This is a genomic window from Flavobacterium notoginsengisoli (assembly GCF_014207905.1).
GTDB lineage: Bacteria > Bacteroidota > Bacteroidia > Flavobacteriales > Flavobacteriaceae > Flavobacterium > Flavobacterium notoginsengisoli_A.
Window position 1 is genome coordinate 1 of the sequence record NZ_JACHLB010000003.1, and the last position, 26,171, is coordinate 26,171.

Below are 26,171 nucleotides of genomic sequence, written 5' to 3' on the forward strand. Positions count from 1 at the left end.
TAACTAACTAACTAACTAACTAACTAACTAACTAACTAACTAACTAACTAACTAACTAACTAACTAACTAACTAACTAACTAACTAACTAACTAATAGCAGTCTATCAATTTAAATAAATAATCAATTTTACTATCACCAATCAAAACCATAATTAGAAAAGAAAGAAAGAAAGAAAGAAAGAAAGACTATACAGCAGCATTTTAAGATCATCAGTAAATATCACTGGTTCGAGTCCTGTTCCCGCTCCAGAAATAATGTAAAGCCTGAGAAGTATATATTTCTCGGGCTTTTTTGTGGTTCGATAAAGACATTATACTTTCTTACATATAGAAAAAATCCAGCATTTACAGGCAATATCGGTTCGAGTCCCGTTCTGGTAAATTATAGCATTCCATAATAAGAACCGAAATATTTCTTCAAATATTTTTTTCAACAAACTATTAATCGTAATATTGCAATATAAAAATCCAATAAGATGGGAGCAACAAAAACAGATCACTTTACAGACCAGCAAAACAAGATTGCTATAATTGCAAAAGCATTGGGACATCCTGCAAGAATTGCTATAATAGAATATCTGCTAAAGGTCAATGCCTGTATCTGCAGTGACATTGTAGATGAACTCCCATTAGCCCAGCCTACCATTTCCCAACATTTGAAAGAGCTGAAAAACGCAGGGCTGATCAAGGGCAGTATTGAAGGAACTTCGATATGCTACTGCATTAATGAAGAAACTTTCAGCCTACTGAAAGAATATTTTGCAAATATAATTTCGACAGTGGCAAATCAAAAATGCTGCTAAAAAAATTTGCTATCAAATATCGTAATATTACTATATAACAATAATAAAAAAACTATGAAACTATCAAAAATTAAAGAGCTGCTTCCAACATTGCAGAATGTGGAATTTCAATTGGAAAACGGAGCATTTGTGCCTGAATATTTTCATGTTACGGAGATAGGCATTGTAACCAAACACTTCATTGACTGCGGGGGAACAATCAGAAATGAAAAAGCGGTTAACTTCCAGTTATGGAATGCTGATGACTTTGAGCACCGGCTAAAACCAGCAAAACTGCTTCATATAATCAACCTTTCCGAAGAAAAACTGGGGATTGAAGACTCAGAAATTGAAGTGGAATACCAGAATGACACCATCGGCAAATATGATCTGGACTTTAATGGAGAAGTTTTTATCCTGAAAAATAAGAAAACCGCGTGTCTGGCTAATGAGGCCTGCGGCATACCCAAGGAAAAATTTAAAACCTTACCTACTGAATCCAACAACTCGTGCTGCACTACTGAATCAGGATGCTGTTAAACTTTTGCTGTCATGGAATTCAATACTATTACCGATAAAAATTTTTCTCAGGCGAAGGAAATCTACAGCCAAGGTCTGGCAACAAATTCAGCAACTTTTCAGAACGACTCACCGCAGTGGGAAGAGTGGGACAGCTCCCACCTGCCCTTCTGCAGAATAAGCATCTTCCAAGATGGGATTATGAAAGGATGGACGGCATTGACCCCAGTATCTGGCAGGTGTGCCTATGCAGGTGTGGCAGAAGTAAGCATTTATATTGCAGAGGATCAGAGAGGCAAAGGCATTGGAAGCATCCTGCTGAAAGAACTTATCAGCCAGAGCGAAAAACATGGAATCTGGACTTTACAGTCCAGCATATTTTCTGAGAATCTAGGAAGCATTAAACTGCATGAAATGCGGATTCAGGCTTGTGGGATTTCGTGAGAAAATAGGAAAGAAAAATGGCGTGTGGAAAGACAACGTCATAATGGAGCGACGCAGCAGCATTATAGGAATAGATTAATCTTAACCCAAAAAACATGCATTTAAAATTAATAAAAACGATTGAACATCTAAACTTTAATGGCATAAGCGAAGAAAGAAAATCGATTTTAAGTCCTCTGATCGAATATATAAAGGAAAAGGTTAAAAGCGGAAATAAGGCGAATATCAACTTCATCTGCACACATAATTCCAGAAGAAGCCATTTGTCTCAGATCTGGGCTCAGACTGCTGCTTCACATTTCAGAATACCAGCTGTATACTGCTATTCAGGGGGCACGGAAGAAACTGCGCTTTTCCCAAAAGTGGCAGAGACTTTAGCTGGACAGGGGTTTGAAATTTTAAAAATCAATGAAGGCAGCAATTCCATGTATGCAGTAAAATACAGCCCCAATGCATTACCAATAATTGGGTTTTCTAAAAAATATGACAGCCCTTTCAATCCTGCATCCGATTTTGCTGCCGTGATGACCTGCTCGCAGGCAGATGGCGGATGCCCCTTTATTGCAGGAGCAGAAAAAAGGATTCCAATTACTTACGAAGATCCTAAACTATCGGATTCAACTCCTCTTCAGACAAAGATCTATGCAGAAAGAAGTCTTGAAATCGCAGCTGAAATGTTCTATGTCTTTTCACAAATCAACAGCTGCAACCAATGAAGCCAAAATTGCAGAAACCGACACGGTAATCGCCGATTCCATATAAAAAAACTGCCAATAAAAGTCCTTTTTGACAAAAAAGCTCTAAGCTTTTTTTAAGCAGTTCTAAGCAAAAATTTCAATCATTACCGGTGTATACAAGTCTACATCTTCAGATTCAGTTTCAATGCTCACAATTAAACTGTATCGCACCTGCTGATCAAATTTATTCTGTCTTTTAAGGTTTTTATACCATCCATTTTTTGGAAAGACTGCAATAATGTTGCGTTCAGCCATTTCCCGTCCGGTAAGCTGCAGCATATCCTTCCGTATAGATCCTTTTATGCTCGGTCGCCCAAGCATCCAGGACTCGCCTTTCCGGTTTACGCCGCTTTCGCCATCCTCCTCATCCGGTTTTGATATGCGGGCTTTAAATTCCTCAACACTCTCCAGCCTTTTAATGATTTCAAAATCAAGCTGATGCGAAGCATATTGATAATGTGAAGCGAATTTTCGGCTTCCCGGATTTGGCTCTATGTAATATGAGAGTGTGACCTTCAAGGCAACCGATGTCTGCTCCAATGACTCAAGGGCTTCCTTGGGCCATGGCAGTGTAAACAAATGATAATCATTATACTTCCCTGTCGAATCCTCTTTCTTGTAAGGCTGTATTTCTCTTTCCGCAACAAGGGTCAGGTTATTCTCAGCACTGTAGAGCGCCCTGTCCAGATTAGGCACACCGTAACCGACGCTGCGCAGCAGATTGATTTTATCTCTTTCTCTTAAATCACTAAGCGCTCGGTTAGACAGCATGGCTGGTGTCCAGTCGGCAGAATGAACCATTAAAGCCCTCACAGTCTCTGGCCAGTACTTCGGGTAAGCAGTTCTAATTTCAGCGGCCATTTTAGCCGCTAATGCCGCTGCTCCGCTAGTATCTCCAAAAGGTATAAAAATATCGGTGTCATAGTCCGAATCCAGAGAAAGCAATTTTAGTTCTGCATGATCAGAAATAAAGGTGCCGTCTGTAGAGGAGTTCCCGCCTTCAAAAACAACTTCAGGTTTATTGGGGCAATTTTTATCAAATAATATGGATGTGGAATTACTGGGAGCCATTGCACCATTAGGCGCCAGGGCTGTATGTCCGGTATTGGCGGCTATTTTATCCTTTCTTGTGTATGTCCCTACTGTTATGGCATTGTGCGCCTGCGCGGGATCATGGATGCATTCAAGATGGTTCAAGTCCGGATAATGTTCATGTTTTGTTCCATAGACATTTCCAGCGCTGATTATAAAAAGCTGCGGCTCTTCATTTCCACCAAATGCAATCTGATCTATGGCGGATGACCAGGCCGAAGGCCTTCCTTTAAAGCGCAAATTACTGTCGGTGACAGTCATGCAGTAAACTCTGGGATTTCCTGCCCGGTCAATAACTGGCGATGATACCGCAGTCTGGGTAATCGCTCCGTACAGCCCCGGATCGTTTGCGGTGCGGTGATGGTATATCTTAAAAGATTCCAGACCGTGGAATATTGTGATGCGCCCCGCATCAGCCAAAGCATCGGTTAAATCTCCATACAGGGCCAGACCGGCAACACCCGTGCCGTGGCCTCCATGAGGCTCGGAATCATCAGTTCCCCACGACTCGTTATACGTGTAGAGATGGCTGTCCGGCAAAAACCGCTCTAAGAGCGGATGTCTGTTATTAACTCCACTGTCAAGAAGACAGATCAGAACACTTTCGGGTGAATATTCAGAGTCAACCCGAGAATTTAAATCATCTAAATATTGGCGCTTGGTTTCGTCTGATATATCCTTGTGGGTAATAAAATCCGACAGCTGCTGGGGGTTTCTCAATTCCGCCAGATTATCCAGAACCAGCAGGGCACGCGATAATTGGGCGGCGGTTCCTTTAACAAGTTTTACAATGTGCTCGGTTAATTCGAGGGTTTCGAGTCCAATCTGACAGCCATGCAGCGTCAGATTATAGATCGCACTATCCAAGGTGTCTGCATGTGTTCTTGTTCTTCTAAACCATACTTCCCACCACATATCCTGGTTTTCATCAGGAAATGGAATTTCGGGCTCATCTACCCAGAAAGACCTGAGAGTTGCAATCCTGATTATTTCTATATTGTTTAAAAGGTCCGAATTCGACGGAACGTCTGTAACCTCACGCTCGCCGGTCTCCTTATTTATTCGGGTTGTATTTTTTGTAAGGAAAAGCTCGATTTTATTTATAAATTCCGAAACACCCAATCTATTTATAACAACCAGCACATGGTATCGAAATCTTTTCTCTCCATTAAAGTCCGCTTCTTCACACTGAATATTTAAAAGCTGGAATATTTTTTTATTGGCTTTAAAGCCGTTCTTATCAAATTTATCAAAATCCAGAACATATCCCCAATCCGAGCTGAAATTAACATATACGACATCATCTCTGACAAGGGTGGTGTTAATTGAGGTTTCATCGCTCAGATCAAAATGTTCCCTGACGGCATTTATCTGGTCAAGGAGCATTCTGCCGTGATAATTCCTGTCTCGAACCTGCTTTTCTCTGCTGTTGGGAAAATTTGTTCCCGCATACCTGAAAGTATTGCTCTCAGTATAACTTTCTAACTTTATATGCGGCTTATCAGACATTTACTTTTTGTCTTTTCATCAGATTATCTTTAAGGATTTCAAGCTGTAAATTTTCGGAGCCTGATAAAATCATATCTTTTATCGTTTCCTGGCACGCCTTTACAATTTCAGAGTAATTAAGTCCGATAGATTTTTTCGAAAGCTCTTTATAATTTATTTTTCCATCAAACTTAAAGCTGCTTAATGTTTTTTTGATAATCGATGCAATGTGAGCTTCATCTGGAAGAGGATACTGGATTATGTCGTCAAATCTTCTAAAAAGAGCCGAGTCAAGTGACTCTGGCAAATTGGTCGCGGCAACAATAATACTGTTGCTGCTGTCCTTCTCGATGTTGATCAGAAAGGAATTTAATACTCTTTTAATTTCTCCGACATCCTGCTGTAAATTTCTGTGCGATCCTATTGAATCGAATTCATCAAAAAGATATACTGCGCGATGATCACTCATCGCATCAAATATTAATCGAAGTTTAGCTATGGACTCGCCCAGATATTTTGATATAAGGCCGTCCAGTCTTATTATATACACGGATAAGCCCAGCTCACCTGCAATTGCCTGCGCTGTCATCGTTTTTCCTGTCCCGGGAGCACCGGTGAGGAGCAGTTTTCTTTTGGGCTCTAAATTATGATGTTTCAGAACCTGCCATTGCTCCTGCTCTTTTATGACCTTATTGAGACAAATCAATGTCTGGTCATCCAGAACCATATTGTTAAGCTTAATTTTGGGGTGAAAGACCTCTATTAGTTCCTGGAGATCTCTTTTATGAACATTTAGAGGGATCGCTTTCTGTTCAATAACATCAAGAGAACGCTCCTTTCTTGCTTTTTCAATGACGCTTTTGAGTTCCTGTGCAAAAATGGAATGCCCTTTTCTAGCCTCTGTGGCCGCAATCTGCAATGCAGTTGCAAAGAAGCGACTTTCATCCCCGTCACCGAAAGATTTTATTAGTGATTTTATTTGATCCGCAGCTGCCATAATGTTATAAGTTGTTGCGAAGGTACTATTTTTTTACATATCGCTTCACAGTAGTTCAAACCTCTGTATAAATTTATAAAAAAAACAGAGATAATTAACATTGCAGTGATAGATAATCCATTTACATAAGTTGTCTGTATAAAGATACCTCCTTGATAGAATACAGCACAGCTGGCAAAGATTCATTGCGGATCTTTTATCGCTTTCTTATCTTACTGATTTCAATACCCTATCATTTTTTTCTCAAAACACTTTTTCAATTTCTCAATGTGAAAATGATTCTATCATGCAGCTTCCAGCAGATCTCCTTTTTAAACTCACTTTTTCACCACCAGGTGCTCCAGTGCGGGATCATTTAAAAGCCTTTCCATCTCGGTGTAGATAATCTCCTGCACATCCCGTTTTATCTGCGTGAAATTCTGCTGGATCATGGCATTGTCAAGCTTTCTCACGGCCGGTATTTCGGCATAACTTTCCTCTTCCCTGCGCAAAGCCTCATGGTCATTTATAATCTGGGAATGAAAGGTCTTGAGCTCTATCTTGCTGTCTGGATTATCGGCCACCATTCCCACGAACTCCCCGGAGCTCAGCGATGAGATCTTCGATGCCGGCACTGCGGATTCCAATTGTCTGGAGCGGCTGATGGAGGTATCGGAGCTGTTGATGGAAATGCTTTCGCGGTCCTGCATGATCTTCCCGAAACGCTCCGAAAGCTGCTTTGCCGTATCCCCCGTCACCTGTCCTGAGATGATGTTTCCGGTGATGTTCAGGATCACGTCTGCCTGCTCCCGCCCGTAGTCTTTTCTGAGCTGGCTGAAATCCTGAACGCCAAGGCAGGTGCTCACCTTGTTGCTTCTGGCCGTGGCAATCAGGCTGTCCATATTGTTGAGATAGATGGTCGGGAACTCGTCAAATATAAGGCTCGATTTAAGTTTTCCCTTTTTGTTGACCAGCTTGATCAGACGGTTTACATAAAGGGACAGAACGGCACCGTAAATCTGAATTTTCTGGGGATTGTTTCCCATGCAGACGATCTTCGGCTCCTCGGGATTATTGATGTCAAGCGTAAAATCATTTCCAGAAAGCACATAGTAAAGCTGCGGGGAAGACAGCCTTGCCATGGCAATCTTAGCCGAGGCGATCTGCCCTTCCAATTGGTCCATCGCGTCATTGAGATAGGCATTGATAAAAGGATTGATGAGCACCTCAATTTCCTTGTCTGTCCGAAGCAGGGTAAAGAGGCTGTCGTAGTCGATCTGCATGAGCTCGATGACATGCGGCAGGGTGCAGAACTCCCCGTTGTTATAACGCCGCAGATACCAGATCACGGCCGAGAGAAAATTGATCGGCGACTCCACAAAAAAGTCCCCCTGGCGCTTGATCCATTCGCGGTTGAGCCCCATCAGAATCGTCCGTGCCGATTCCGATGCATCGGTAATGTCTTCCATGCTCTGCGGGTCCAATGGGTTGCACCGGTGCATGATATTGTCAAAATTAATGAAGTAGCATTTAGGCACGACCTTATACACATGCTTGTATTTCTCAAAGGTGTTGTAGACGATTTTCGAGAGGTCATCGTATTTGAAATCATAGACAAACATGCTGAATCCTTTGGCAATGTGCTGGGTGATGACATGGCGGATGACAAAATAGGATTTCCCTGCTCCGGGAGTCCCTAAAACCATCAGTCCGCGGAACGGATTGATGATATTGATCCAGCTGGAGCGCAGCTTCTTTTTCAGATAATATTTCGCTGGCAGATTGATCGAATATTCATTTTCCAAAAGCCTTTCCTCCTGCGGGAATGTCTCATTCTCGGTGTTGAAAATATCGGTCTGCGAAAGCCTGTTTTTAATCAGTCTGGACAGCAGCGTCCCTCCTGAAAGCACCAGCAGAAATCCTATACTTGTAACAGTCATATACAGTGCTGCCGCATGCTCAAAAGCAGGAATTATCCTTAGAAAAAATCCGCTTATAAAATACAGCAGCAGTCCCGTTCCTAATTTATAAAAGGCCGTTTTTAATGCCAGTTTTTCGTCTCTCCTTCCCTTTGCACCCAGCAGGGATATAAAGAGAAAACCCAGCGCCAGAAGCTTGGAGATGTAAAAATTCCCAAACACTCCCGTACGATAAACACCCTCGAGAATCTTATCCCCGAAAAGACCTGTGAGATTCCATATTTTAAAAGCTTCATAACAGTAATAGTAGCAATGACCGAGCAGAAGAGTGATGCCCATCAGCCTTGTCATGTCCACTATTTTTCTCAGCGCCTGTTCATTTTCTCCCGTCTGCATAACTTCAGCATTTTAGCATTATTTTTATCTTTTAATTCAGTTCCGAACCGCCTCTTTTTTTTCTTCTGCGGTGTTTTCTTCTTAGTGCTGCAGGCACATTATCCGGCTGCCATTCCGGCTTGAAAAGCTTCTCCAGAAGCTTGACCGAAACCTCTTCTGAAGAAGTTTCAACAGCCTGCAGCTTCTGTTCTTCAATACCATTGCCCGGCATCTTTTCAGCTTTGGAAATCTCTTTCATTTCTGCTGTTCGCGGGCAGCGTTCGAGCATGCCTTTTGCACTGTAGTTTTTCCCCAGTGCGCTGCCGTTCAATACGCATCTGGTGACGTGGTCGACATAGGTGATGCCGTAGAGCTGTCCGGCGTCGCTCTTTCTCAACACCATATCAATACCCTCTTTTTTCAGCTTGGCGGCAAGCCTGTCCATACCTGTCTTTTTCCCAAGAAAAACAGTATCCACCGCGCTTCTGATCCGCTTCTTTTCAAATGCCTTTTCTCCGGTACTCAAGATATACCGCTTCTCCAAGAAAGCAAGCGTCGGCTTCATGGCAAAATCGCTCGCCTTGATCGGCGCTCCGAGAGCTTTCCCCTCTTTATCCAGTATGCGGTAGACCAGCCCTCCGGCCTTAAAAATCCTTGAATCTTCACTGCCCCTGTCCGCCCTGATATTATAAAGCTGCAGCACGGCATTTAGCTCGGCCAGCGAGGTGTATTTATAGCTCAAAAGCACAGAGGATAGCACCCCTGCCATCGCTCTTTTGGACTCAGTTCTGCCATATGAAACCTTACTTGCCGAAACAGGTTTTATAAGTAACATTTCTTCGGATTTTCTTCCCTCGGCCCTTACAAGATTAAAGTCATTTTCGATTTCCCTGCGCGCCTTTTCCGACTGGTTCCTGCCGATATTCTGCATGTCGATCCGCGAACCGTCTTCCCGCACTTTTATCGATACCAGATGGATGTGCGGATGCCCTGCATCATCATGGCGGTAAACCAGATAGGGCTGATCGCCGAAACCGATTTTTTCCATATAGGCTTCCGCAATTTTCAGGAGCTTTTCATCAGCATATTTTTCTGAAGGGTGGAAGTTCAGCGAGATGTGCACGCTGTTTCTTTTCACGTTGCCGTTGAGTGCATTCTGGTGCAGTAATCTGTTCAGTCTCATAGCGGCTGAAAGCTCCTTTGCAGATGCTGGATAATTCCCTTCTCCGATACACTGCGCAGCTCCTTCCTTTACCTTGTTTTCATTGTAATGGAATATGCTGCGCACCGAATGTCCGGTCTTTATGACTGCAACCATTTCGATGTGATTTCAGCAATTAGTTTCTGGATTTCCGACACTGTAAGCAGGAGCTTTTCGCGCTGCGTTTCGGTGCTTAAAATCCACTGCCTCAACTCTGAAATCTGCTGCAGGCTGTGCAGCTTTCTGACCGTCTGGTTGAAGTTGTTTCCAAGAGCGGCAAGCTCCTTTCGGAGCCTGATGAATTCGAGCATGAACTCATCCAGAGAAGCGTCACGATGCTTGACAGTAACAGGTTTATGCAGCAGGCTGTTCCTTAGGTATTCGCTCATCTGCCTGCAGGTGGTGGCCCTGAATCTCCTTTCCAATGATGCATATTCGGCAGCGGTGAAGCGCACCGCGACTATGCGGTTTCGGTTTAAAATCTCTTTTCCCATCTTATTTCCCTTTCATTATTTTAAACTCTTTTCTTTTGGTTTCTCTGCCAGCGAGTTCCGAGCCCTGGGCAGCCGGATGCGTTTGTTTAACAAACGGACATCTGGCCGACTGCAGGAACGAGGCAGTCCAAATGCTTTATCAACGCAAACCTTTTTTAAAAGCTCTTTTTAGCAGATTGCGATAACGAAAGTAGAAAACGCCGATGGACTGCGCCTATCCCGTCCAAATTTTGAACGGGGTGTTTTCAGGACTTCTGACTATCTTTGAATCAGCTGATTATTAATTTAAAAACGAGAAATTATGCTTACAGAAAATGATGCCTCCCAGATTTTTGATACCATAATGAGTATCCCGGGCATGAACGAACCGGTGAAGATTGATCTGAAGATTTCGCGAAAAAATGTGCTGCTCCTCAGCCATGTAATCGAGTGCGGCCTGCTTGAAAATGACAGCAGCACGTCGGTGCTCCTGCAGCGTACTGCAGCAGAAAGCATCAATGAGCTCAAACAGCTTTCAGCTGACTGTTTAAGCAGGGCTGGTCTTACTGATCTAAACGAAAAATTAGTCGCTTTCAAACCGCAGAGAAAACAGTAAGAAAAACAGCTATTGTCACCTAATTGACAATAGCTGTTTTTATCGTATAAAGTCCGTGATTTTTATGCAATGATTAAAATAAAGCCTCAAATTAAACACGCCTTACTTTTATAATCAGACAAAATTTGGGCTTAATCATTTTTATGGTGTAATTTAAAGTAATATATTTCGAATGGCAAACCCTAATTCAAATTCGATCGAACTGCTTTCCAAATCAGGATCAATATCTATTTCATCCATAACCAATTTAATGTCTCTATCATCGGTATACGAATCAATTGCCGGCGGCATCTGTATTCCTGTCATCTCTTCAATTAGTGACACGTTCACCTGATAGGTTTCGGCATCCTTGAAGCGCATAAAAATATCGTCCTCTGATTCTAATTCCTCAATCATATTCCCTTTCGCCAACAACTTATTTTGACTCATCATAAAACCGACTCTATAAATTTTACCATCTTCTTTTTCATAAACGACAATCTTCCAAAATATAGCAGGAATCTGTATTTGTTTATTATTAATCGCAGTTGTAAAATATGGATTAGACTTTGATAAAACAGGACCGGTAAAAACGCAGATCCGCAGTTGGCTTTTATTTGCTTCTGCATGAAGAATATAATCTTCCAAACTTCTCCAAATATCTCTATTCAGATCTTTATGCTGCGGAACTGAATTTGTATAAAAGAAAGTTGAATCTGCAGCATTCAGGGCTATTCCAACTGTATCGCCCCACTGTACATCTTCCCTTTTAGTCATATGGCCTCTATCGAAGTTACTGTTGGCAGCGCTATATAATTCTGATCCAAACTGTAGATCTTTAGGCAATCTATCATCTTTGCGCCAATTATCTTTTCTAGGCACTTTTTTAAATTTTAATCCATCAATATTTGTCGCTGTGTAGTATGGAAATTTGTGAGCACAGGACAACTGGAGACTAAAATTTATATATCTAATCATAGCTGTGCCATCACTATTAACGGCCAAATCCGATAGCTGTTCTTCATTTAGACTTGGTGTGGGGATTGAATGATTTCGTATAAAATTTTCATCATAGCCATTATACAATATTTTACTTTTCATACTATTTATTTTTTATGGTTTTCTCTAATAAATTCAATTATTCTGTTGATATAGATTCCCTCATTTCGTGATTTTATTCCGAAAGGAAGATCTGGTTCACCTTCCTTAATTCCTCCTCCACTATGATGCAGTGCAATCACTTGCCAATCGGAATTAAACACTGGCGAACCAGATGAACCTTTTAGTGTATCGGTTAAATATTGAACCACTCGGTCAGTTGTATTTGTAACAATATTATGATAAAGAGAAATTTGCTTTAATTCTCCGCCAGGGTGCTGAATAATGTTTACAAAATCATTTTTAAGGATGGTAACTTCATTCAATTCTATATAGCCATAAGATTCTAATTGATTATCCTCATCTTTTAATTTGAAAACAGTGGTGTCAAATTCTCTAATTTCGGAGCAATACCAAGGACCATTAACGTCAATTTCAAAGCTTTTTGACTGAATCGTATTTCCGTATATATCGAGCTCATAATCAAATATGATTCTAGTTCTACTAATGTCATCTTTATGGTTTATCACGTGATAATTGGTAATAAAAAATAAATCGTTAATATCCTTCACTTTACATAAAAAACCAGTACCTACATTATATCTGTTACCGGAAACTTTGATTTCAACTTTTCCCACGCTTTTACTTTTTATAACTCCTTTAGCTAAAAAGTTAACGGGCAATAAAGTACTCTGCCCCATCGTAAGAAGTTCCAAAGTATCCTCACCCACATCTCCCCATTCGGAAATTTTAATATCAGGGCCTAATGAATACCTGATTTCTTTTTCCGATAAGGCCGATTTAAGAAAGGGGTTATCTGGATACATTTTCAATACAGACTGTACTAATTCGTTTAATTTATTCTGTTTATTAGCTTCTGCTATAACATTGCTCCAAACATCCATCGCACTGCCAGAAGTATCGATGTGCTGCAGTTTTAAGCCTGATGCCTGAACATATTTTGGTATTGAATCTTTAATAGGTACCAAATCACTTAAAACATCATTTAATTGTCTAATTTTTATATCCCAGGCCATTTACAATATTATTTAAAAATTTGAGGGTAGTCAAATAGCATTCTATCGACTAACAGTTCTACTTTCTCTTTTTCAATGCATAACGAGATTAATTGTGCAGACATGGTAGTTGCCGAATCTTCATTTAGAATAGCCGGGTTAATACCTACATTTTCTGCCAAGGTAATGATTGAACGACTTGATTGATAAAATTTTGGAAGATCATTCACCAAAAGATCAATGGCGACATTATTGAAATGCTGTCCCTTTACTCTTTCGTAAAGGAGTTTCAGTTTTGCTTTTTCCGAAGGTTTTTGAAGATCTAATGGCGTCATATACCTAGCCTCAAAAATCGGCTTTTTAACATTTGGATTAAGCAGATATTCTCCATTTCGATCATCTTTTTTACGGTAATACTCAAAGAATTTTTCAATCTTTAAATCAATATCCTCAGCCTTGCTGTCAGCTCTGACGTATACAAAATCATATAATTTGGTATCTGCGCTTTCATATTCCATAATCGAAAATGGATGGTAAATTACTGGATGATCGCTTTGGAATACCTCTATCTTATTTGGGTCATCTATCACCAGATATCCTCTTGGAATGTCCTTCATAGAACCAAAATGCTGTACCCACTGAATATCCATTGGCTGCCATTTTGCCTTCTTAATGTTTACTGTATTGCCCTGCTTAATTTTTAGCTGGCTTAAAACTTCCGAAAACACTAAAATAGGAACTCCTGTTGAGGCATTGCTTGATGAAGATACAGACATCAGAACAGTTCCTTGTTCAGTTGTAGGCAATAATAATGTACCGATTCCTCCCAGTACTTTTTTGGACTTGCCAGGGGGATTGAATTCTGTGTATTCCCTGCTTTTAAATGTAATATGGGAATCCAAATTTGTTCTAATATTTTGAGATCGTTCTGTCCAATATAACCCAGGTACTCTTGCAACCCATTCTGATACTACAAAATTGTAAAGATCGATTTCTTTACCCCAAAATTGTTCCGGGTTCTGCATTACACTCTTCCAGAAACTTTCCTCCTGATAGTAATATCTGCTGCTGCTCTCTCTTGTATTTTCTTCAATATTAAATATTCCGGATAAAGAATAATTTTGAATGGTTTCAATAATTTTTAGTCCTTTGTACAAATTTCTTAAGCTCATGTTTTAATATAATATTTTCGCAGATTATAAATTATCTTAAATTTTTCATTGTTGGCATACTGTTTCTTTATTCCTTTTAATAAATCATTCATCGTTAAATCCTTAAACTGTTTTTTTCTTAGTTTAAAAAGAGCATCATTCCACGCATGCGCCGCTGAAACATTCATTAATAGATCAGATTCTTTTCCTCCGGATTGTCTCCAGATTGTAGTCATTGAGACAGAATTGGGATATAAGTCTGTTATCAGTTCTTCAGTACTTTGCCACCATTCATCTGTTGGAATTTTAACCTTTTTTGACAAAATTCCAGAAACTGAAAGTATTCCTTTCGTTATAATATCTAAAAGTCGATGACATTCTTCCAGTGCAAATCTCCAATTATTGTGCTTATTGGACTTATCATATATTAAATATGCGCAATTCGTAAAACTTCGCTTCCATACCAATTTACCAAGACGTGTGGCTTCAACTGCACTAATGGTACCTGTAAAATTGTTAAGATAAGTACGTAAATTATTATCATTAAGCTGAGAAAATTTCTCAAATATGGGAATTACGCTTTTAATGTTATTATTATTATAATATAAAAAATCTGAAATACCTTTTTGGCCTATATGATCGATTAGTACAGGATCGTCCGGTATCTGGGTCGTCGAATTTATGCTGAGTTGACTTAGCAAGTGTGCAGATGTTTTTACGAGAAAGTTATTCACAATATCAGGTGGAAGATGTTCCCACAACTTTGCCATATTGCTATAGGATTGAATGTTAGCAAATTCTGTCAGTGAAATTTCCACCAGAAGATCATAACAAAATTCAGAGCCAGAAATTATGTGATCAAATAGGCTAAAAATTACATCTTGAGGTTGTTTAAGTCCGTTTTCAATTGAGCCATCCAATCTAATGGTCTCTAACCATATTTTCTGCCAATTATAATTTGAAACGTCTATTCTTTCTAAATTGGTTGGTGATTTGTGACAAATTTCACCTGCAATTTTAATCATTCGGTTATGATCCCTGTAAACCGCATAATCAATTACTCTTTGCTCTTTCTTACCTGCTAAGATGATATTAATTGCATCAAAGTGCTGTTCGTCCTTGTCAATCTTAAATAATTCATCCAATGCATCTTCTAACTGCTTTTCAAAGTTTAAAAGCTTGGCAAAATATGAAAACCAATTATTAGAAATTGCAAACATCTTCAACTCTCCAAGCAGAAAATTTGGAAGCTTTTTAGGAAGTTTTTTTGAGAAGCAAATTTCTGATTCCTTGGAATTATCGATATGTTCTTCTAATTTTGAAAGAAGATCCGGAACATCGATCAGCCATTGATATATTGCGGAGACTTTGGTGATATTAATGACTCCCAGGTATTCATGCAAAGTTGAATTGATTGTTTCATCCCACCAATTTAAATTATTTGCTTTTACATTTTTAAAAAATGGTATGAAGTAATTTTTTGCCTGAATTTTTGAAAAGATATTTTTATTAATCCATTTGTTTAATGCTTGCGACAGTTCTTTCTTTGAATTTTTGAAACTTTCAATTTTAAAATTTCTTAATACCTGAAATTCGGTAAAATCACCATTTTCAATTAACTTAACAGCTCTGGCTACCAATTTTTTTTTATATAAATGCCCTAGATTATCTAATGGAGAAAATTTCGCTATTATATGAGCGAGTGTATTCAATTTCTTTATATCCTCAACTACATCCAAATTTTCAAAAGTTTCAATACCAATTGCAACATAATTTATATCTTCACGTGATAAAGATTCGGATTCTATAGCTGTTTCAAATAGTTTAATTCTTTCGTCAATTTTTTGGTCACCAATTAACAATAACTCAAGTAAATTGCTTGGATCGTGGAAGTCATTTTTTTCAACTATAAAAAAATCTGATTTTAAAAATTTACTGCGAACATTCTCGGGAACTGCAATAAATCTTAGTCCATTACCCTCTTTATTATCATTATTAAATGAAATATCAAAATGAAAAACTTCACGCTCTTTTTTAGTCAGACGCTTCCAAAATTCAATGACAGCAATATCAAAATCATCTTGTCCAATCCATACTATTTTATTTTTAAATTTACTTAAGTTGACATAACCATGAATGAGCTTGTTAAATCTTCCCTGAAGATGCTGATCCAAATTATTATAAGATGCATCTGTTTGACGCTCAATTTCCAGTGGGGTAAGCTCAATTTCTTTTTCAATTTTTTCTGGAAGTAAATCCATTATTGGTCTTAAATCACTAACCTCAATAATATCTTTTCTCTCGATAATTAGCACATGTGAAAATTTTCTTCCACGCCTTACGTTTTCTGAAGTATCTTCAAAGGTCTTCATAATCAAAAAAAAGTCACCTTCCCAGAATCCGCGAATTGCCGGCCCCCATTTGATCCCTCCGGTTTGATCTTGTAAATCTGCTCTAAATGCTATGTTTTTAGAAAGATTTTGATCCGACATGCTAGATTTTATCAATCCCCATGCCTTGTTTACCTCTCCGCAAAATGATTGATGTACTATAATTTTCACAATAAAGCTTCTTCTATAAGTTGGGTTAAGTCATCTACTTTTTCACCATTGGCTAGTACCAGGTACCCAAACTCTTCGGGACCATCTATTTGATATTTTTCTTTGTTTTCAATGGTATTGAGAGCAAAGCCTTGAGCTGATAAGCCTAGTATGTTCAGAAGATCTGAATTCCAATTTGACTCCATAAAATTTAGCAGTAGAGGCAGTTTATTTTTAAGTACGTCATAAGGTTTTTCATCTGTGCTCATTTCGTCCCAGCAGGTCAAAACTACAGTAAGTTTCGACTTAGAATTCTTTAGATGGTAATCATGGCCTTTTTGGTGCAGAAGAATCTGTAATAGTTCAATAAAGAAGCATTGGTCAGATAATTTATCTGATTCAATACTATTTTCAACATTTTTTTTGTGCTGATCAGTGTATGTTATATCACTAATATCCAAAAATTTATTGATATTGTTTAATCTAATAAACAATACCCAGCTATCGCTATCCTTTATTGAACTCTTCCATTCCTTATTTAACTCGCGACTTTCCACTATGTTCACAACCTGCTCTCCACCGTACTCCGGACATTTCAAATCAACTTGTTGGCCGCCAATTTGAATTGGCAAATAAAATTTAACACTTTTTTCTGCAGGCGTAGTTTGTGGTTCTTCCCCGGATGCCAATGCTTCACGTGCGCCTGTTATAGGTGACAGGTCATCAACGCTTTTATATAGTCTTAACCTACTTTTCTTTTTAAGAAGTCTGGAATAAAATTGCGACAAGAATACCGTTTTTGACGAATGTGGCTTTCCAATTAATAATATGGATGTACTCATAACTTGGATTTGTAGTTCAAAAAAATGTCTTTTGGGACATTCATATTTTCTAATTTAATAATCGGTTTACTGCTACTATAAATTTTATTTAGTACTTTATCCAAAACAGAAATATTGTTTTTGTGTACAAGTAAATCCGGATCTTCAACAGAAAAATTACTTATGTCAATTTCTTCAAAATTTTCAAAAAGTTCTTTCAATTCCTCTTGCAGTTTTTCTTTAAGCCTGATATGAACTTCTTCTTTCTTGTCGCTTTTAGACCAAACCGCTATTACTGGCCTATCTTTTAAATTATGTTTCAACATTTGTGCAAGATCTATTATTTCTGTTTTAGCCAAATTCTTTCTGTTTATCAAATCTTCACAATCAATAAAAAGTATAAAAGCATTTGAATGCTTATAAATCCATCTTGCATTTTCAGCGTTTTCATCATCCCTATTCTGGGACCACAATGAAAAAACTTCCCCCGATGCATCAGATAGGAATATATCTTTTAACCTATCTTTCTTATTTTTTAAGGCCAAATGCAAAAACCGAATATATTGAAAAGGCGTTGGATCCGGAAAAGCTACACTCTCCTTTTGAATTTTTAATTTATGATATAAATCATCCCAGGCTTTAATAGTTTTTGTCCCGCAGAAATTAAATTCTTCCAACTTTCCGCCTCTTAGAAAAAGCGTAAAAAGCATAGCTAGATAGGTTGTTTTACCAGCATCTGCTCTGCCAACGATACCGATGATTATCGGTGTGTTTCTATAAGTTACGCCACCCAGACCATCAATATTCAGCGCTTCCGCAGTCCAAGGTAAATCTGCTTTTTTTTCTTGTTTTGAAACCGTTTTTCTAGTTTTTAATTCTACGCCCGAATTAGACCAAAATTCACATTCTGTATGAATATCTTTTCCTTCATGACAGCTTATCGGTGCCGCACAATCTGGATTGGAGCATTTCCCTGCCATAACTATTTTTTAATTAGAATTTTATTAATTTGCATATCGTGAAAAAGCCATACAATCAAATTTATTTTTAATAGCTTTTCATCCAAGGAAACTCCGACTAAAGACTGAAAGTTATCTAAAGTATATTTATTCCAGACCAGGCCATTAATAAAACCGGATAAAGTTAACTTTTGATCTAAAATAGTTACCTCAGGCAATACCGCTTTCAATTCGATAGATTTTTCTTGAATGCCTATAAGATAGTCTTTAAAAGTAATTTCCTCAATACTATCATTTATTATATCTTTAAAAGTTTCCTTCAAAAAGTAATCAGCACTTTTTGGATATAATACAGGAATTAAACCTGAATAATCATAAGCTAATGCAATTTCAAGATATTCTCTATCAATTTCACTATAGCTTTTATCGAAAGACTCTGAATAAGCTGCCTCTTTCCACCATAATAGCTCTGATCTTAATTGGAGAGAAGTAAGACTATTGTTATCTTCATTTATTATCGTAAGAGCATTTTTTAAGCTGCTTTCAATCGCATTTTTATTTTCATTTACAACAGTAGCAATTGCTTTAAGACTGAGATCGATTACATTTTTAATTCCTTTTGATGCCCTTTTTGGAAATTCATAAGACCAATTTGCACCCGCATTAGGCCAATTTGGATTAGGAGATGCAAAATTTGCGGCACCAGCTTCATTGTGTGGACCAACAGCATCTTCGAAATATTTTATTAAATTGTCATCATTAACTAAATATTTTTCAATGGTTTTTAATTCTATATTTAATTTTGATGCTGTGCTATCAGCTTTGAGTCTCCATTTTTCGGTTGCCTGCGAGTTCAAATCTGAGCCGATTTTCTGTAAAAAGCCATAAATAATCTCTTTTTCTTCTCCAATAAGTTTTTTATACTGAATAATATTTCTACAGACCATCCATATTATCATTGAATAATCGGAATCTGCTGCGCAAACGTTTTTCACCGCCTCTAAAATAACGGCTCTGACATAGGTAACTGGTGTATCTTTAGCATTAGTTAAAAAAGTGCTCCAATTTTTAATTATTATATCTTTTACTTCGACTATATCAGTTTCATCTGCCAATACCTCGGGATCTATAGCAACTAGTATATATGAAACTGTCTTGTTTTTGTTTTTTCCTAGTTTTTTAGCAACCTCGTCTGATGCTTTTTTTAGTTTTTTGAAATCTTCGTCGGTAACGACAGATAACAAATTAGCATTCAAGTAATCCTGTAACATAAATTTTTGTTTGGGTTATAGTTAATAATTGGGTTAAGTGTAAATATCATAAAATGCAACAATATCAAAGCCGTTTTGTGTTTTTATATAAGATTTTTCTTTTAAGTACACAAATAATCGATGAAATGAATTACTGTGACATTATGACATATTGAAGTAGTTTAATTTCAAAAATAAAAATTGACATAGATTCCCAAAGATAAATTTAAAACCATTAGCTATTGTACGGGAATCCGTAATATACAATCAAATATATTGATTATAAAAATTCAACATATAGGTGTTTATACTTGTTCTTAAAATATATTTAATTAATATCTTGGCTTCGGATACTTCATGTAAATTATCTCATTTCAATGTCATGCTATTGAGCGCAGGGTCCTCAAATAATTTATATGAAATAAGAAAAAGGCGCTATAAAGCGCCTTCATCAGCAAAGGAATAGTAGGCCTGTGACGTTACGATCAGATGATCCAGCAGTCTGATGTCCATAAGCTCCCCTGCCGCTTTGATCTTTCTGGTAATGCCCTTGTCGGCTTCTGAAGGAGCTTTATTTCCAGAAGGATGGTTGTGGGCAATGATAAGCCCAACGGCATTGGCTTTAAGCGCTGCAGCAAACAGCAGCCTTATGTCTACGACAGTGCCGGCTATGCCACCTGAAGAAACCTGGTATACGCCAATCACTTTATTGGACTGGCTCAGCAGCAGCACTTTGAACTGCTCGATGAATTCAATCTTGTCGGGATCCCAGCAGCCGGCCAGAATCCCGTAGGCGGATTTCGATGAAGTGATAAGAGGCCTTTCGGAACTTTTGATTTTGGTTCTATAAATAAGGTCGATTTCCGATACGGTTTTCCAGCTGCTGTTTTCATTTGCTTTCATGATGCTTCAATTTTAAGATTAATAACAGCACCGGCACCGGGCACAGGAAAGCGAGCGCAGAAAGCAACGCAATAAAGCAGGACGGATGTCCTGCATTTATGGGGGAATTTTTTGCGGCGAACCGAAGTCCTGCGCCCGAACTTTGTGATGGAATTAAACACAAAAGGATTCTGCCATAGTGAAGAGACTAGGCTGAAAGATGTCGAATAAACAGTAAAAATGAGTACTTGATAAATATGGCATCACCTCATAAAAGATACAGACGCAATTGGTTGCATTTCAATAAGAAAAAATTATTATATTAGATTTAAATCAAAATAAATTATGATGACAGAAATTCCATATAAATAAATATCGCTATTAATTTTAGGTACATTAAGTACATTTTTGATTTGGAGAATTCAGTATCAAAAGGATAAAATTAAGAATATTGAAAGCCAGCTTTCAGAGCGAAAATACAAAATGTATTCAGATCTTATTTACTTAATTTTTGATATACCTAATGCTGAAAAACTAGGCGAAGAAATAACTCAGCAAGATATATTAAAAAGAATTTTAGGCATCAAAAGAGATATGTTTTTATATGCCCCAGATGAAATGTTCAAAACATTTACAAATTGGACACTTGAACTAAAAAATCAAACAAATGGGACAATACATTTTAAAATATATTTTGAGTTAATGAGATTAGTAAGAAAAGATATGGGACACATTAAAACAAAGATAAAATTAGACGATTTTATGCTTTTTTATATGCAAGACGAATTAGCTTATAAAGAATTTAAAAGAATAAATGGTTGGTAAAAGCAATGCCCCAGTTACAGGATATGTGAGTATTTTGCCTAATAAAAGTTGGTTTCGTATTGAAGCTTGCCAAACCGAGTGGCAAAAATGTGCAGATCATCTCAATCATCAGTTTTACATTCAACCAAATTTCCTAAAACTCTATCGACTGGCGGCATGAGATACTTCTTCGTTTTTTTTAAGAAGTTTTTCAGAAATAAAATATAAATTATTCTTTGTTCTGGTTATCGCCACGTAAAGTTTGTTTTTTGTTGAGGGGGCCAGATTATGCAAATCGCCGGCTAAGTATTTTTTAAATGTTGTGTCATTCAATACCACACATACATCGGAATAGTGGTCTTCTCCTTTGCAGTCGCCCCAGTTCTTCGAATAGCATTCGTAATTATAGTGCATTTTAAAAAACAGCTTAATTATGCTGTTATCTTTAAAAACGTCTTGTATTTCTGCCGGATCGGTCAGGTATTTTATTATGCCTGTATCAGTCCTGTTGGATTCAATATCGATTTTTAAATGTTTGGAAATATAATCGCAGATTGTTTTGCTGCATCTCCAGCTTTTCAAAAGTGTTGAAGTGTCCACAATGATACTGCCTTTTTCAAATTCTTTTTGATACAACCGATAATCGGCATGCAGATTTTTTCGGGTTGAACCATCTCTGCTTGTATCGAAAGTATGCTGGTGGAAATCACCCACATAAAGCAGCTGTACATCAACTTTGGCCAAATGGAGTATAAAATTAAAATCGTTGCTTGCAAAATCCTGAATCTCGTCAATGAAAATATTATCTGCGTACTTATTTAATCTCTCGACAACATCATCGATAATTTCAAAATCGATAAGGTATTTAGCAATTCTTGAGGAGAATAATCGATCTCCTTTATCAATGTAATGCCCTCTGGTTTCTTTTTTGAAAAACTGGCTGGGCTGCGTCGTATAGTTTATACCTTTAGTGTTTACAATATCGTGGCAAAAAGGTTTATAACAAAAAGAATATATAAATGCAAAATAGGTATACAACTTTATATTTTCAGGAAGATATCCAAATTTCCTCACTACCCTATCCTGCAGATTTTTATGATTGCTCACGGTATAGGTTATTATATAGGAATTTTTAACGGTATCCAGACTGTCGATTATCAGTTTTGTTTTTCCTGATCCTGCAACGGCAAACACTACTTTTTTATCCATTGGAGAGCATCTTTTATATATTGTGGCACAGATAATTCATCCGCTTTTTTATCAAGCAATACGTACGCTGCTTCCGCTTTATTTGTAAGCATATAATCCAGAATTGGCAGGGTGCGCCTAGGAGTCTTGAAGATTTGCTCGCAGATAGCCGTGTTCTTGTTATATAGCGAAATTTCGAAAGTGCTTATCAAATCATCCGTTTCGGAAAAGATCTTAATATTGGTAAATGCTGCATAATCTGAATAATTATCTATGCAATTTTTCTGGTATTTTCCATCATTATCTCTGATTACGGCCGTCTTTATACCAAGTTTATTGGCTATGTTCAGGTATCTTTTAAAACTCGTTCCATCTACCGAAATGATCGTAATATCAGAGTTATGAAGTTCGTCTGCGTATGTGTTTCTATAAAATGCTTCCATTAAAATAAATTCGGCATCTCCTTCTACAAGTATAACTTTTTTACTAAGCACAAAATCAAGGAGGTTCTTGTCTGGAGCTTTCATAAAAAATTTTGCAGTCGGTTCATCAATGCCGCTCAATAAGATCGGCACAGTACTGCTGCTGTTGATTAGTATTGATTTTCTTAGATCTAATCGGGCGCTGACGGAATTGCTGTGAGTTGAAACCAAAATCTGTCTGTTATCAGCATGGCTTATTAAATCGATCATCTTTTTCATGTTGATATGGCTGAGATGGTTTTCAGGCTCTTCTAAGAGTACTAAATCCATTTCTGAACTTGCTCTGCTTAATGCGAATTTTGTTTTTATAAAGCACTGGATGCCTTTCCCTTTATTTTCAATATTTATTTGGTTCTCTGATAGTGCCAAATCTGTTTCTAAATTTGATTTTGAACTGCTCTTTATTAAAAATTTATATCCGTCAAGTTTTGTATCTAAAGCCTGCAGTGTATTTTTTCGGAATTCATCTTTATGTTTGCGATATTCATTTTGGTGTTTACTCTTTTCCAAAGGTGTAGCTACACTGCTGTAAATATCCCTTACATATTCCTTAATGGCGTATTCAGTGCTCATTTGAGAATTATCGATTAACAAATGTCTCAGATACTTTTTATATGACGAATAGGCAGTTGCAGAGAAAGTGGTAAAGGAGATCGAGTAAAATTCAAAAGGAAAAATTGATGCGGGGTTTTTCAATATTTCCTTTATCTCTTTTCCCAGCGCATGATTGGGCTGGCATTGAAATTTTATTCCATCGCATGTCTTGATATCGGAATTGTTTTTTCCATTTAAATCCGGATCAAACTGATCGCTTAAGTACAATTCAACATATAATTCAGGTAAGTTTTCATACTTTCTATCAGACTTAAGGAAGTCTGAAATTACAGTGGCATTGAATAAATTTTCCAAACCTTTAGCTTCAACCTTATGTCTGCTTCCACTTAATGTAATATCTACCGCCTCAAGCAAAGTACTTTTCCCAGATTCGTTATCACCGACAATGATATTTAATTTAGGATCTAAAACAACTTCAAAGGTTTCAAATCTTTTGAAATTAAATAATTTAATTTTTAAAATGTGATTCATAAATGCATATTAAAGGTGTTCGCACTTTTTGGCTTGCGATACAGTCACTCAAATTATTTTTTTTGATAAATTTCCGTATATAATTGTTGTTTTCTTTACGGGAATCCGTAATAATAAATTTTACCGAAACAAGTTTAGATAATAAATCAAAATAAAACAATGCGTATTAATACTGTTTTATTCTTCGATACAGCAGTCTTAGCCCGATACCAGCGAAAATCCTTTCTGAGTTATATGAACAAAATAAAAGACTGAAACTTTTAAAACTACCTTTTTTGGCCCGTCAAAGTTTTCAGCTGACCCGTACAATGACCGAATCCGGAAAATCAATATCCAAGAACTTCTTTATCATTCCCGTCACAACATCGATACGCGTTCCCATAATTATATTTTTGTTTTTAACGGACCAGTCGGTCATTATGGCCGTCAGTTTTGGTTTTATGATTCCGGTCTGCAGATCCGAAGGATCGGTGAACCAGAGGCCGCAGCCGCTGATGCCATATAAATCAGGCCCCGTGCCGTAAGTTCCCTTCCTGCTGTCATAAGCCTCCTTTTTATTGTAGGACGCCACAACATTCACACGCGGGTTCCTACTGAACTCTGCATAATGCTCTATTCCTAGAGTAGCCGTGAAATGGAAAAATGTGGTGACCTCGAAAATATCGGTTTTGTATTTGGGCTTTGCCCTTGTTGCGGGGTATCCAAGAAAGGTATAAAATTCCGCGTTCTGGAATATATGATTAATGCCCAGATCCTCAGCCTGAAGAAAACTGTACGAGCGCAGGATGTGCGGAAGGCAGTCCGCGTCCAGACGCAGCGCCGCTATATCAAGGGTGTCTCCGGCCCTGTCTTCGCTGTGATTAATGTAGGTGTCGCCCCCAGGCTTGATTATTTCATACTCCTGGGACAGGAAGATGAAAAACTCCCCGTGTCTGTCCATAACATGGGCGGCGGAAACCAGAAAATAGTGTGCCCCTATCTGGATAAACACCCCTGTTCCATGCGCTTTATAATTTGAGGTATCGGTCATCAGGATGCACGTGCAGCTCCTCATTGCACCTAAACTCGAGAACTGCAGAGCCCTGTACTGTTCCATTGTATTCATAATAAACTATTCTAAAAATATTTTTACTTATGCCTCATGCAATAGCACCGATAGCAGCGGAAATCCTTCTGCGCCGGGTTTCGTCGCAGAAGATTGAAGCGGATAGCGGGAAGAGCTCCTAAAAAGAGTATTACGAAAGTAAAACAATTCTGAAAAACAATAAGCATCAAAGGTTCACAACTGCTGCCGCTGCTTATTAATAAAAAACAAGCCAGTCCCAAAAGGACTGTTCCTTAAACCCGCGGATGAGCCAGTAACACAATGCGCAGAAGATTCCTTCGCCAGTACGCTCACGCTCGGGAACAGCGCATAGCGGGAACAGCTCTAGAAAGTGACCATAAATTCATAAAAAAACGCAATCCCAATATATCCAGTGAGCCCTTGCCCCGTCTGCACAAATTGCCTATTTTTGCCCCATGAATTACGAAGACATCAAACGCCATTTTGAGACCAATCCTCCACCAAAGGAAGTGAAATGGACCGAATGGGCCTACATAAGCGACACCCAGGTTTTCCTTAAAAGCTGCTACACCACCATCCGAAACTACAACGGCCCTATGGACCGCTGCCCTGCATGGTGGCACCTGAGGGATTTTTATATTCTCCTGAAAAAAACGCAGCAGAGTGCGGCCCCATCAGAAATCCAGATTGGGGAGCCTTCACCGCAGCAGCATCCAGCTGGAGAAAATGCGCCCGGGGAAACTGCCGCTGCAGAAAACCGGGAACAGCTTGAAGCCGAAATCTAAAGCTGCTCCAACTGCTTTCATCTTACCTCATATCTTAACAAAACAGCCCCGCAGTTCAGATGCGGGGCTTTCTTTTATTTCATCGCGACTGTACCGGCAAGGTTCTCTGAATTTATAAAAGCCGCAATATACTGCTGCACCTCATTGCGCTTCTCGCTGTCCGTTTCAAAAGTATTGATATGGAACTGCTCGTCCAGGTCCAGAATATGGATAATCTCGGTATAGCCTTTTGAAATAAGGCTGCCTTTGAGCTTCAGAATCGTGTGCTGCTGGCGGGCATCCAAATCTTTTCTCACCTTTAGCTGTATAATTTTATCCATTGTAAAAGATTTGTTTTTTCAACTTACATTTCCAATCTCAAAATTACTATTTAATCCTTTATTGCCGAAGCTGCATTTGTTAAAATTGAATTCTTTAACAGCTGGAAAAATTTGAAGCCAA

The 26,171-nt window shown here is 38.2% G+C and carries 24 protein-coding genes; 7 read left to right on the plus strand and 17 right to left on the minus strand.

Annotated elements, in window-relative coordinates; genetic code table 11:
• Positions 1 to 477: 477 nt before the first annotated feature.
• From HNP35_RS10650 to HNP35_RS10665, 4 genes are all read left to right on the plus strand, one after another.
• Positions 478 to 804: an ArsR/SmtB family transcription factor gene (locus HNP35_RS10650; protein WP_184161282.1), complete on the plus strand. Its 327-nt coding sequence runs from the start codon at positions 478 to 480 to the stop codon at positions 802 to 804.
• Between the two features lie 54 nt (positions 805 to 858).
• On the plus strand, positions 859 to 1,323 hold the full coding sequence (locus tag HNP35_RS10655; RefSeq protein WP_184161285.1) for a DUF6428 family protein: 465 nt from the start codon (positions 859 to 861) through the stop codon (positions 1,321 to 1,323).
• 12 nt (positions 1,324 to 1,335) lie between these two features.
• Positions 1,336 to 1,746 (plus strand): GNAT family N-acetyltransferase, encoded by a 411-nt coding sequence (locus tag HNP35_RS10660; protein WP_317618011.1) that lies wholly within the window; start codon positions 1,336 to 1,338, stop codon positions 1,744 to 1,746.
• A 95-nt stretch (positions 1,747 to 1,841) separates the two neighbouring features.
• Positions 1,842 to 2,462, plus strand: coding sequence for a low molecular weight phosphatase family protein (locus HNP35_RS10665; RefSeq protein WP_184161288.1), 621 nt, complete (start codon positions 1,842 to 1,844; stop codon positions 2,460 to 2,462).
• A gap of 105 nt (positions 2,463 to 2,567) precedes the next feature.
• Here the strand turns inward: HNP35_RS10665 and HNP35_RS10670 are convergent, their stop codons facing one another.
• The 5 genes from HNP35_RS10670 to HNP35_RS10690 form a co-directional block, all read right to left on the minus strand.
• Positions 2,568 to 5,084 carry a S8 family peptidase gene (locus tag HNP35_RS10670; protein WP_184161292.1) on the minus strand — a complete coding sequence of 839 codons (2,517 nt, stop codon included), beginning with the start codon at positions 5,082 to 5,084 and terminating at the stop codon, positions 2,568 to 2,570.
• On the minus strand, positions 5,077 to 6,060 hold the full coding sequence (locus HNP35_RS10675) for an AAA family ATPase (RefSeq protein ID WP_184161295.1): 984 nt from the start codon (positions 6,058 to 6,060) through the stop codon (positions 5,077 to 5,079). The genes HNP35_RS10670 and HNP35_RS10675 overlap by 8 nt, the downstream gene beginning before the upstream one ends.
• A gap of 317 nt (positions 6,061 to 6,377) precedes the next feature.
• A complete protein-coding gene (mobC, locus tag HNP35_RS10680) occupies positions 6,378 to 8,354 on the minus strand; it encodes a conjugal transfer protein MobC (protein ID WP_184161299.1) in 1,977 nt (658 codons plus the stop codon).
• A 31-nt stretch (positions 8,355 to 8,385) separates the two neighbouring features.
• Entirely contained in the window at positions 8,386 to 9,651 is a 1,266-nt protein-coding gene (locus tag HNP35_RS10685) for a relaxase/mobilization nuclease domain-containing protein (RefSeq protein WP_184161302.1), read from the minus strand.
• Positions 9,636 to 10,028: a plasmid mobilization protein gene (locus tag HNP35_RS10690; protein WP_184161305.1), complete on the minus strand. Its 393-nt coding sequence runs from the start codon at positions 10,026 to 10,028 to the stop codon at positions 9,636 to 9,638. The genes HNP35_RS10685 and HNP35_RS10690 overlap by 16 nt, the downstream gene beginning before the upstream one ends.
• A gap of 301 nt (positions 10,029 to 10,329) precedes the next feature.
• Here HNP35_RS10690 and HNP35_RS10695 point away from each other — a divergent pair, with 301 nt between their 5' ends.
• Entirely contained in the window at positions 10,330 to 10,623 is a 294-nt protein-coding gene (locus tag HNP35_RS10695; protein ID WP_184161308.1) for a hypothetical protein, read from the plus strand.
• A gap of 153 nt (positions 10,624 to 10,776) precedes the next feature.
• On the opposite strand, the gene HNP35_RS10700 is transcribed toward HNP35_RS10695, so the two are convergent.
• The 8 genes from HNP35_RS10700 to HNP35_RS10735 all read right to left on the minus strand — a co-directional run bounded on the left by HNP35_RS10700 (position 10,777) and on the right by HNP35_RS10735 (position 20,340).
• On the minus strand, positions 10,777 to 11,703 hold the full coding sequence (locus tag HNP35_RS10700; RefSeq protein WP_184161311.1) for a DNA/RNA non-specific endonuclease: 927 nt from the start codon (positions 11,701 to 11,703) through the stop codon (positions 10,777 to 10,779).
• A 5-nt stretch (positions 11,704 to 11,708) separates the two neighbouring features.
• Positions 11,709 to 12,737, minus strand: a complete 1,029-nt coding sequence (locus tag HNP35_RS10705) for a trypsin-like peptidase domain-containing protein (RefSeq protein WP_184161314.1) — start codon at positions 12,735 to 12,737, stop codon at positions 11,709 to 11,711.
• Positions 12,738 to 12,745: 8 nt separating this feature from the next.
• A complete protein-coding gene (locus HNP35_RS10710; protein WP_184161317.1) occupies positions 12,746 to 13,888 on the minus strand; it encodes a hypothetical protein in 1,143 nt (380 codons plus the stop codon).
• Positions 13,885 to 16,428, minus strand: coding sequence for an effector-associated domain EAD1-containing protein (locus HNP35_RS23960; RefSeq protein ID WP_184161320.1), 2,544 nt, complete (start codon positions 16,426 to 16,428; stop codon positions 13,885 to 13,887). The genes HNP35_RS10710 and HNP35_RS23960 overlap by 4 nt, the downstream gene beginning before the upstream one ends.
• A complete protein-coding gene (locus HNP35_RS10720) occupies positions 16,425 to 17,249 on the minus strand; it encodes a hypothetical protein (protein ID WP_184161323.1) in 825 nt (274 codons plus the stop codon). The genes HNP35_RS23960 and HNP35_RS10720 overlap by 4 nt, the downstream gene beginning before the upstream one ends.
• On the minus strand, positions 17,246 to 18,208 hold the full coding sequence (locus tag HNP35_RS10725; RefSeq protein ID WP_184161325.1) for a TRAFAC clade GTPase domain-containing protein: 963 nt from the start codon (positions 18,206 to 18,208) through the stop codon (positions 17,246 to 17,248). The genes HNP35_RS10720 and HNP35_RS10725 overlap by 4 nt, the downstream gene beginning before the upstream one ends.
• Positions 18,209 to 18,210: 2 nt before the next feature.
• Positions 18,211 to 19,458: a GTPase-associated system all-helical protein GASH gene (locus HNP35_RS10730; protein ID WP_184161328.1), complete on the minus strand. Its 1,248-nt coding sequence runs from the start codon at positions 19,456 to 19,458 to the stop codon at positions 18,211 to 18,213.
• Between the two features lie 414 nt (positions 19,459 to 19,872).
• Positions 19,873 to 20,340, minus strand: coding sequence for a JAB domain-containing protein (locus HNP35_RS10735; RefSeq protein ID WP_184161331.1), 468 nt, complete (start codon positions 20,338 to 20,340; stop codon positions 19,873 to 19,875).
• A gap of 387 nt (positions 20,341 to 20,727) precedes the next feature.
• On the opposite strand from HNP35_RS10735, the gene HNP35_RS10740 reads away from it, so the two are divergent.
• A complete protein-coding gene (locus HNP35_RS10740; RefSeq protein ID WP_184161334.1) occupies positions 20,728 to 21,144 on the plus strand; it encodes a hypothetical protein in 417 nt (138 codons plus the stop codon).
• Positions 21,145 to 21,285: 141 nt separating this feature from the next.
• On the opposite strand, the gene HNP35_RS10745 is transcribed toward HNP35_RS10740, so the two are convergent.
• The 3 genes from HNP35_RS10745 to HNP35_RS10755 form a co-directional block, all read right to left on the minus strand.
• The gene (locus tag HNP35_RS10745) at positions 21,286 to 22,332 is read right to left on the minus strand and encodes a DNA helicase UvrD (RefSeq protein ID WP_184161337.1); all 1,047 of its coding nucleotides are present in this window, start codon (positions 22,330 to 22,332) and stop codon (positions 21,286 to 21,288) included.
• Entirely contained in the window at positions 22,317 to 23,879 is a 1,563-nt protein-coding gene (locus tag HNP35_RS10750) for an ATP-dependent nuclease (protein ID WP_184161340.1), read from the minus strand. Before HNP35_RS10750 ends, HNP35_RS10745 begins: the two co-directional genes overlap by 16 nt.
• A 292-nt stretch (positions 23,880 to 24,171) precedes the next feature.
• A complete protein-coding gene (locus HNP35_RS10755) occupies positions 24,172 to 24,984 on the minus strand; it encodes a hypothetical protein (protein WP_184161342.1) in 813 nt (270 codons plus the stop codon).
• Positions 24,985 to 25,400: 416 nt separating this feature from the next.
• Between HNP35_RS10755 and HNP35_RS10760 the strand changes: the two genes are divergently transcribed.
• Positions 25,401 to 25,730: a DUF6965 family protein gene (locus tag HNP35_RS10760; RefSeq protein ID WP_184161345.1), complete on the plus strand. Its 330-nt coding sequence runs from the start codon at positions 25,401 to 25,403 to the stop codon at positions 25,728 to 25,730.
• Between the two features lie 74 nt (positions 25,731 to 25,804).
• Here the strand turns inward: HNP35_RS10760 and HNP35_RS10765 are convergent, their stop codons facing one another.
• Complete coding sequence (locus tag HNP35_RS10765) at positions 25,805 to 26,050, minus strand: hypothetical protein (RefSeq protein WP_184161348.1); 246 nt, start codon at positions 26,048 to 26,050, stop codon at positions 25,805 to 25,807.
• Positions 26,051 to 26,171 lie beyond the last annotated feature (121 nt).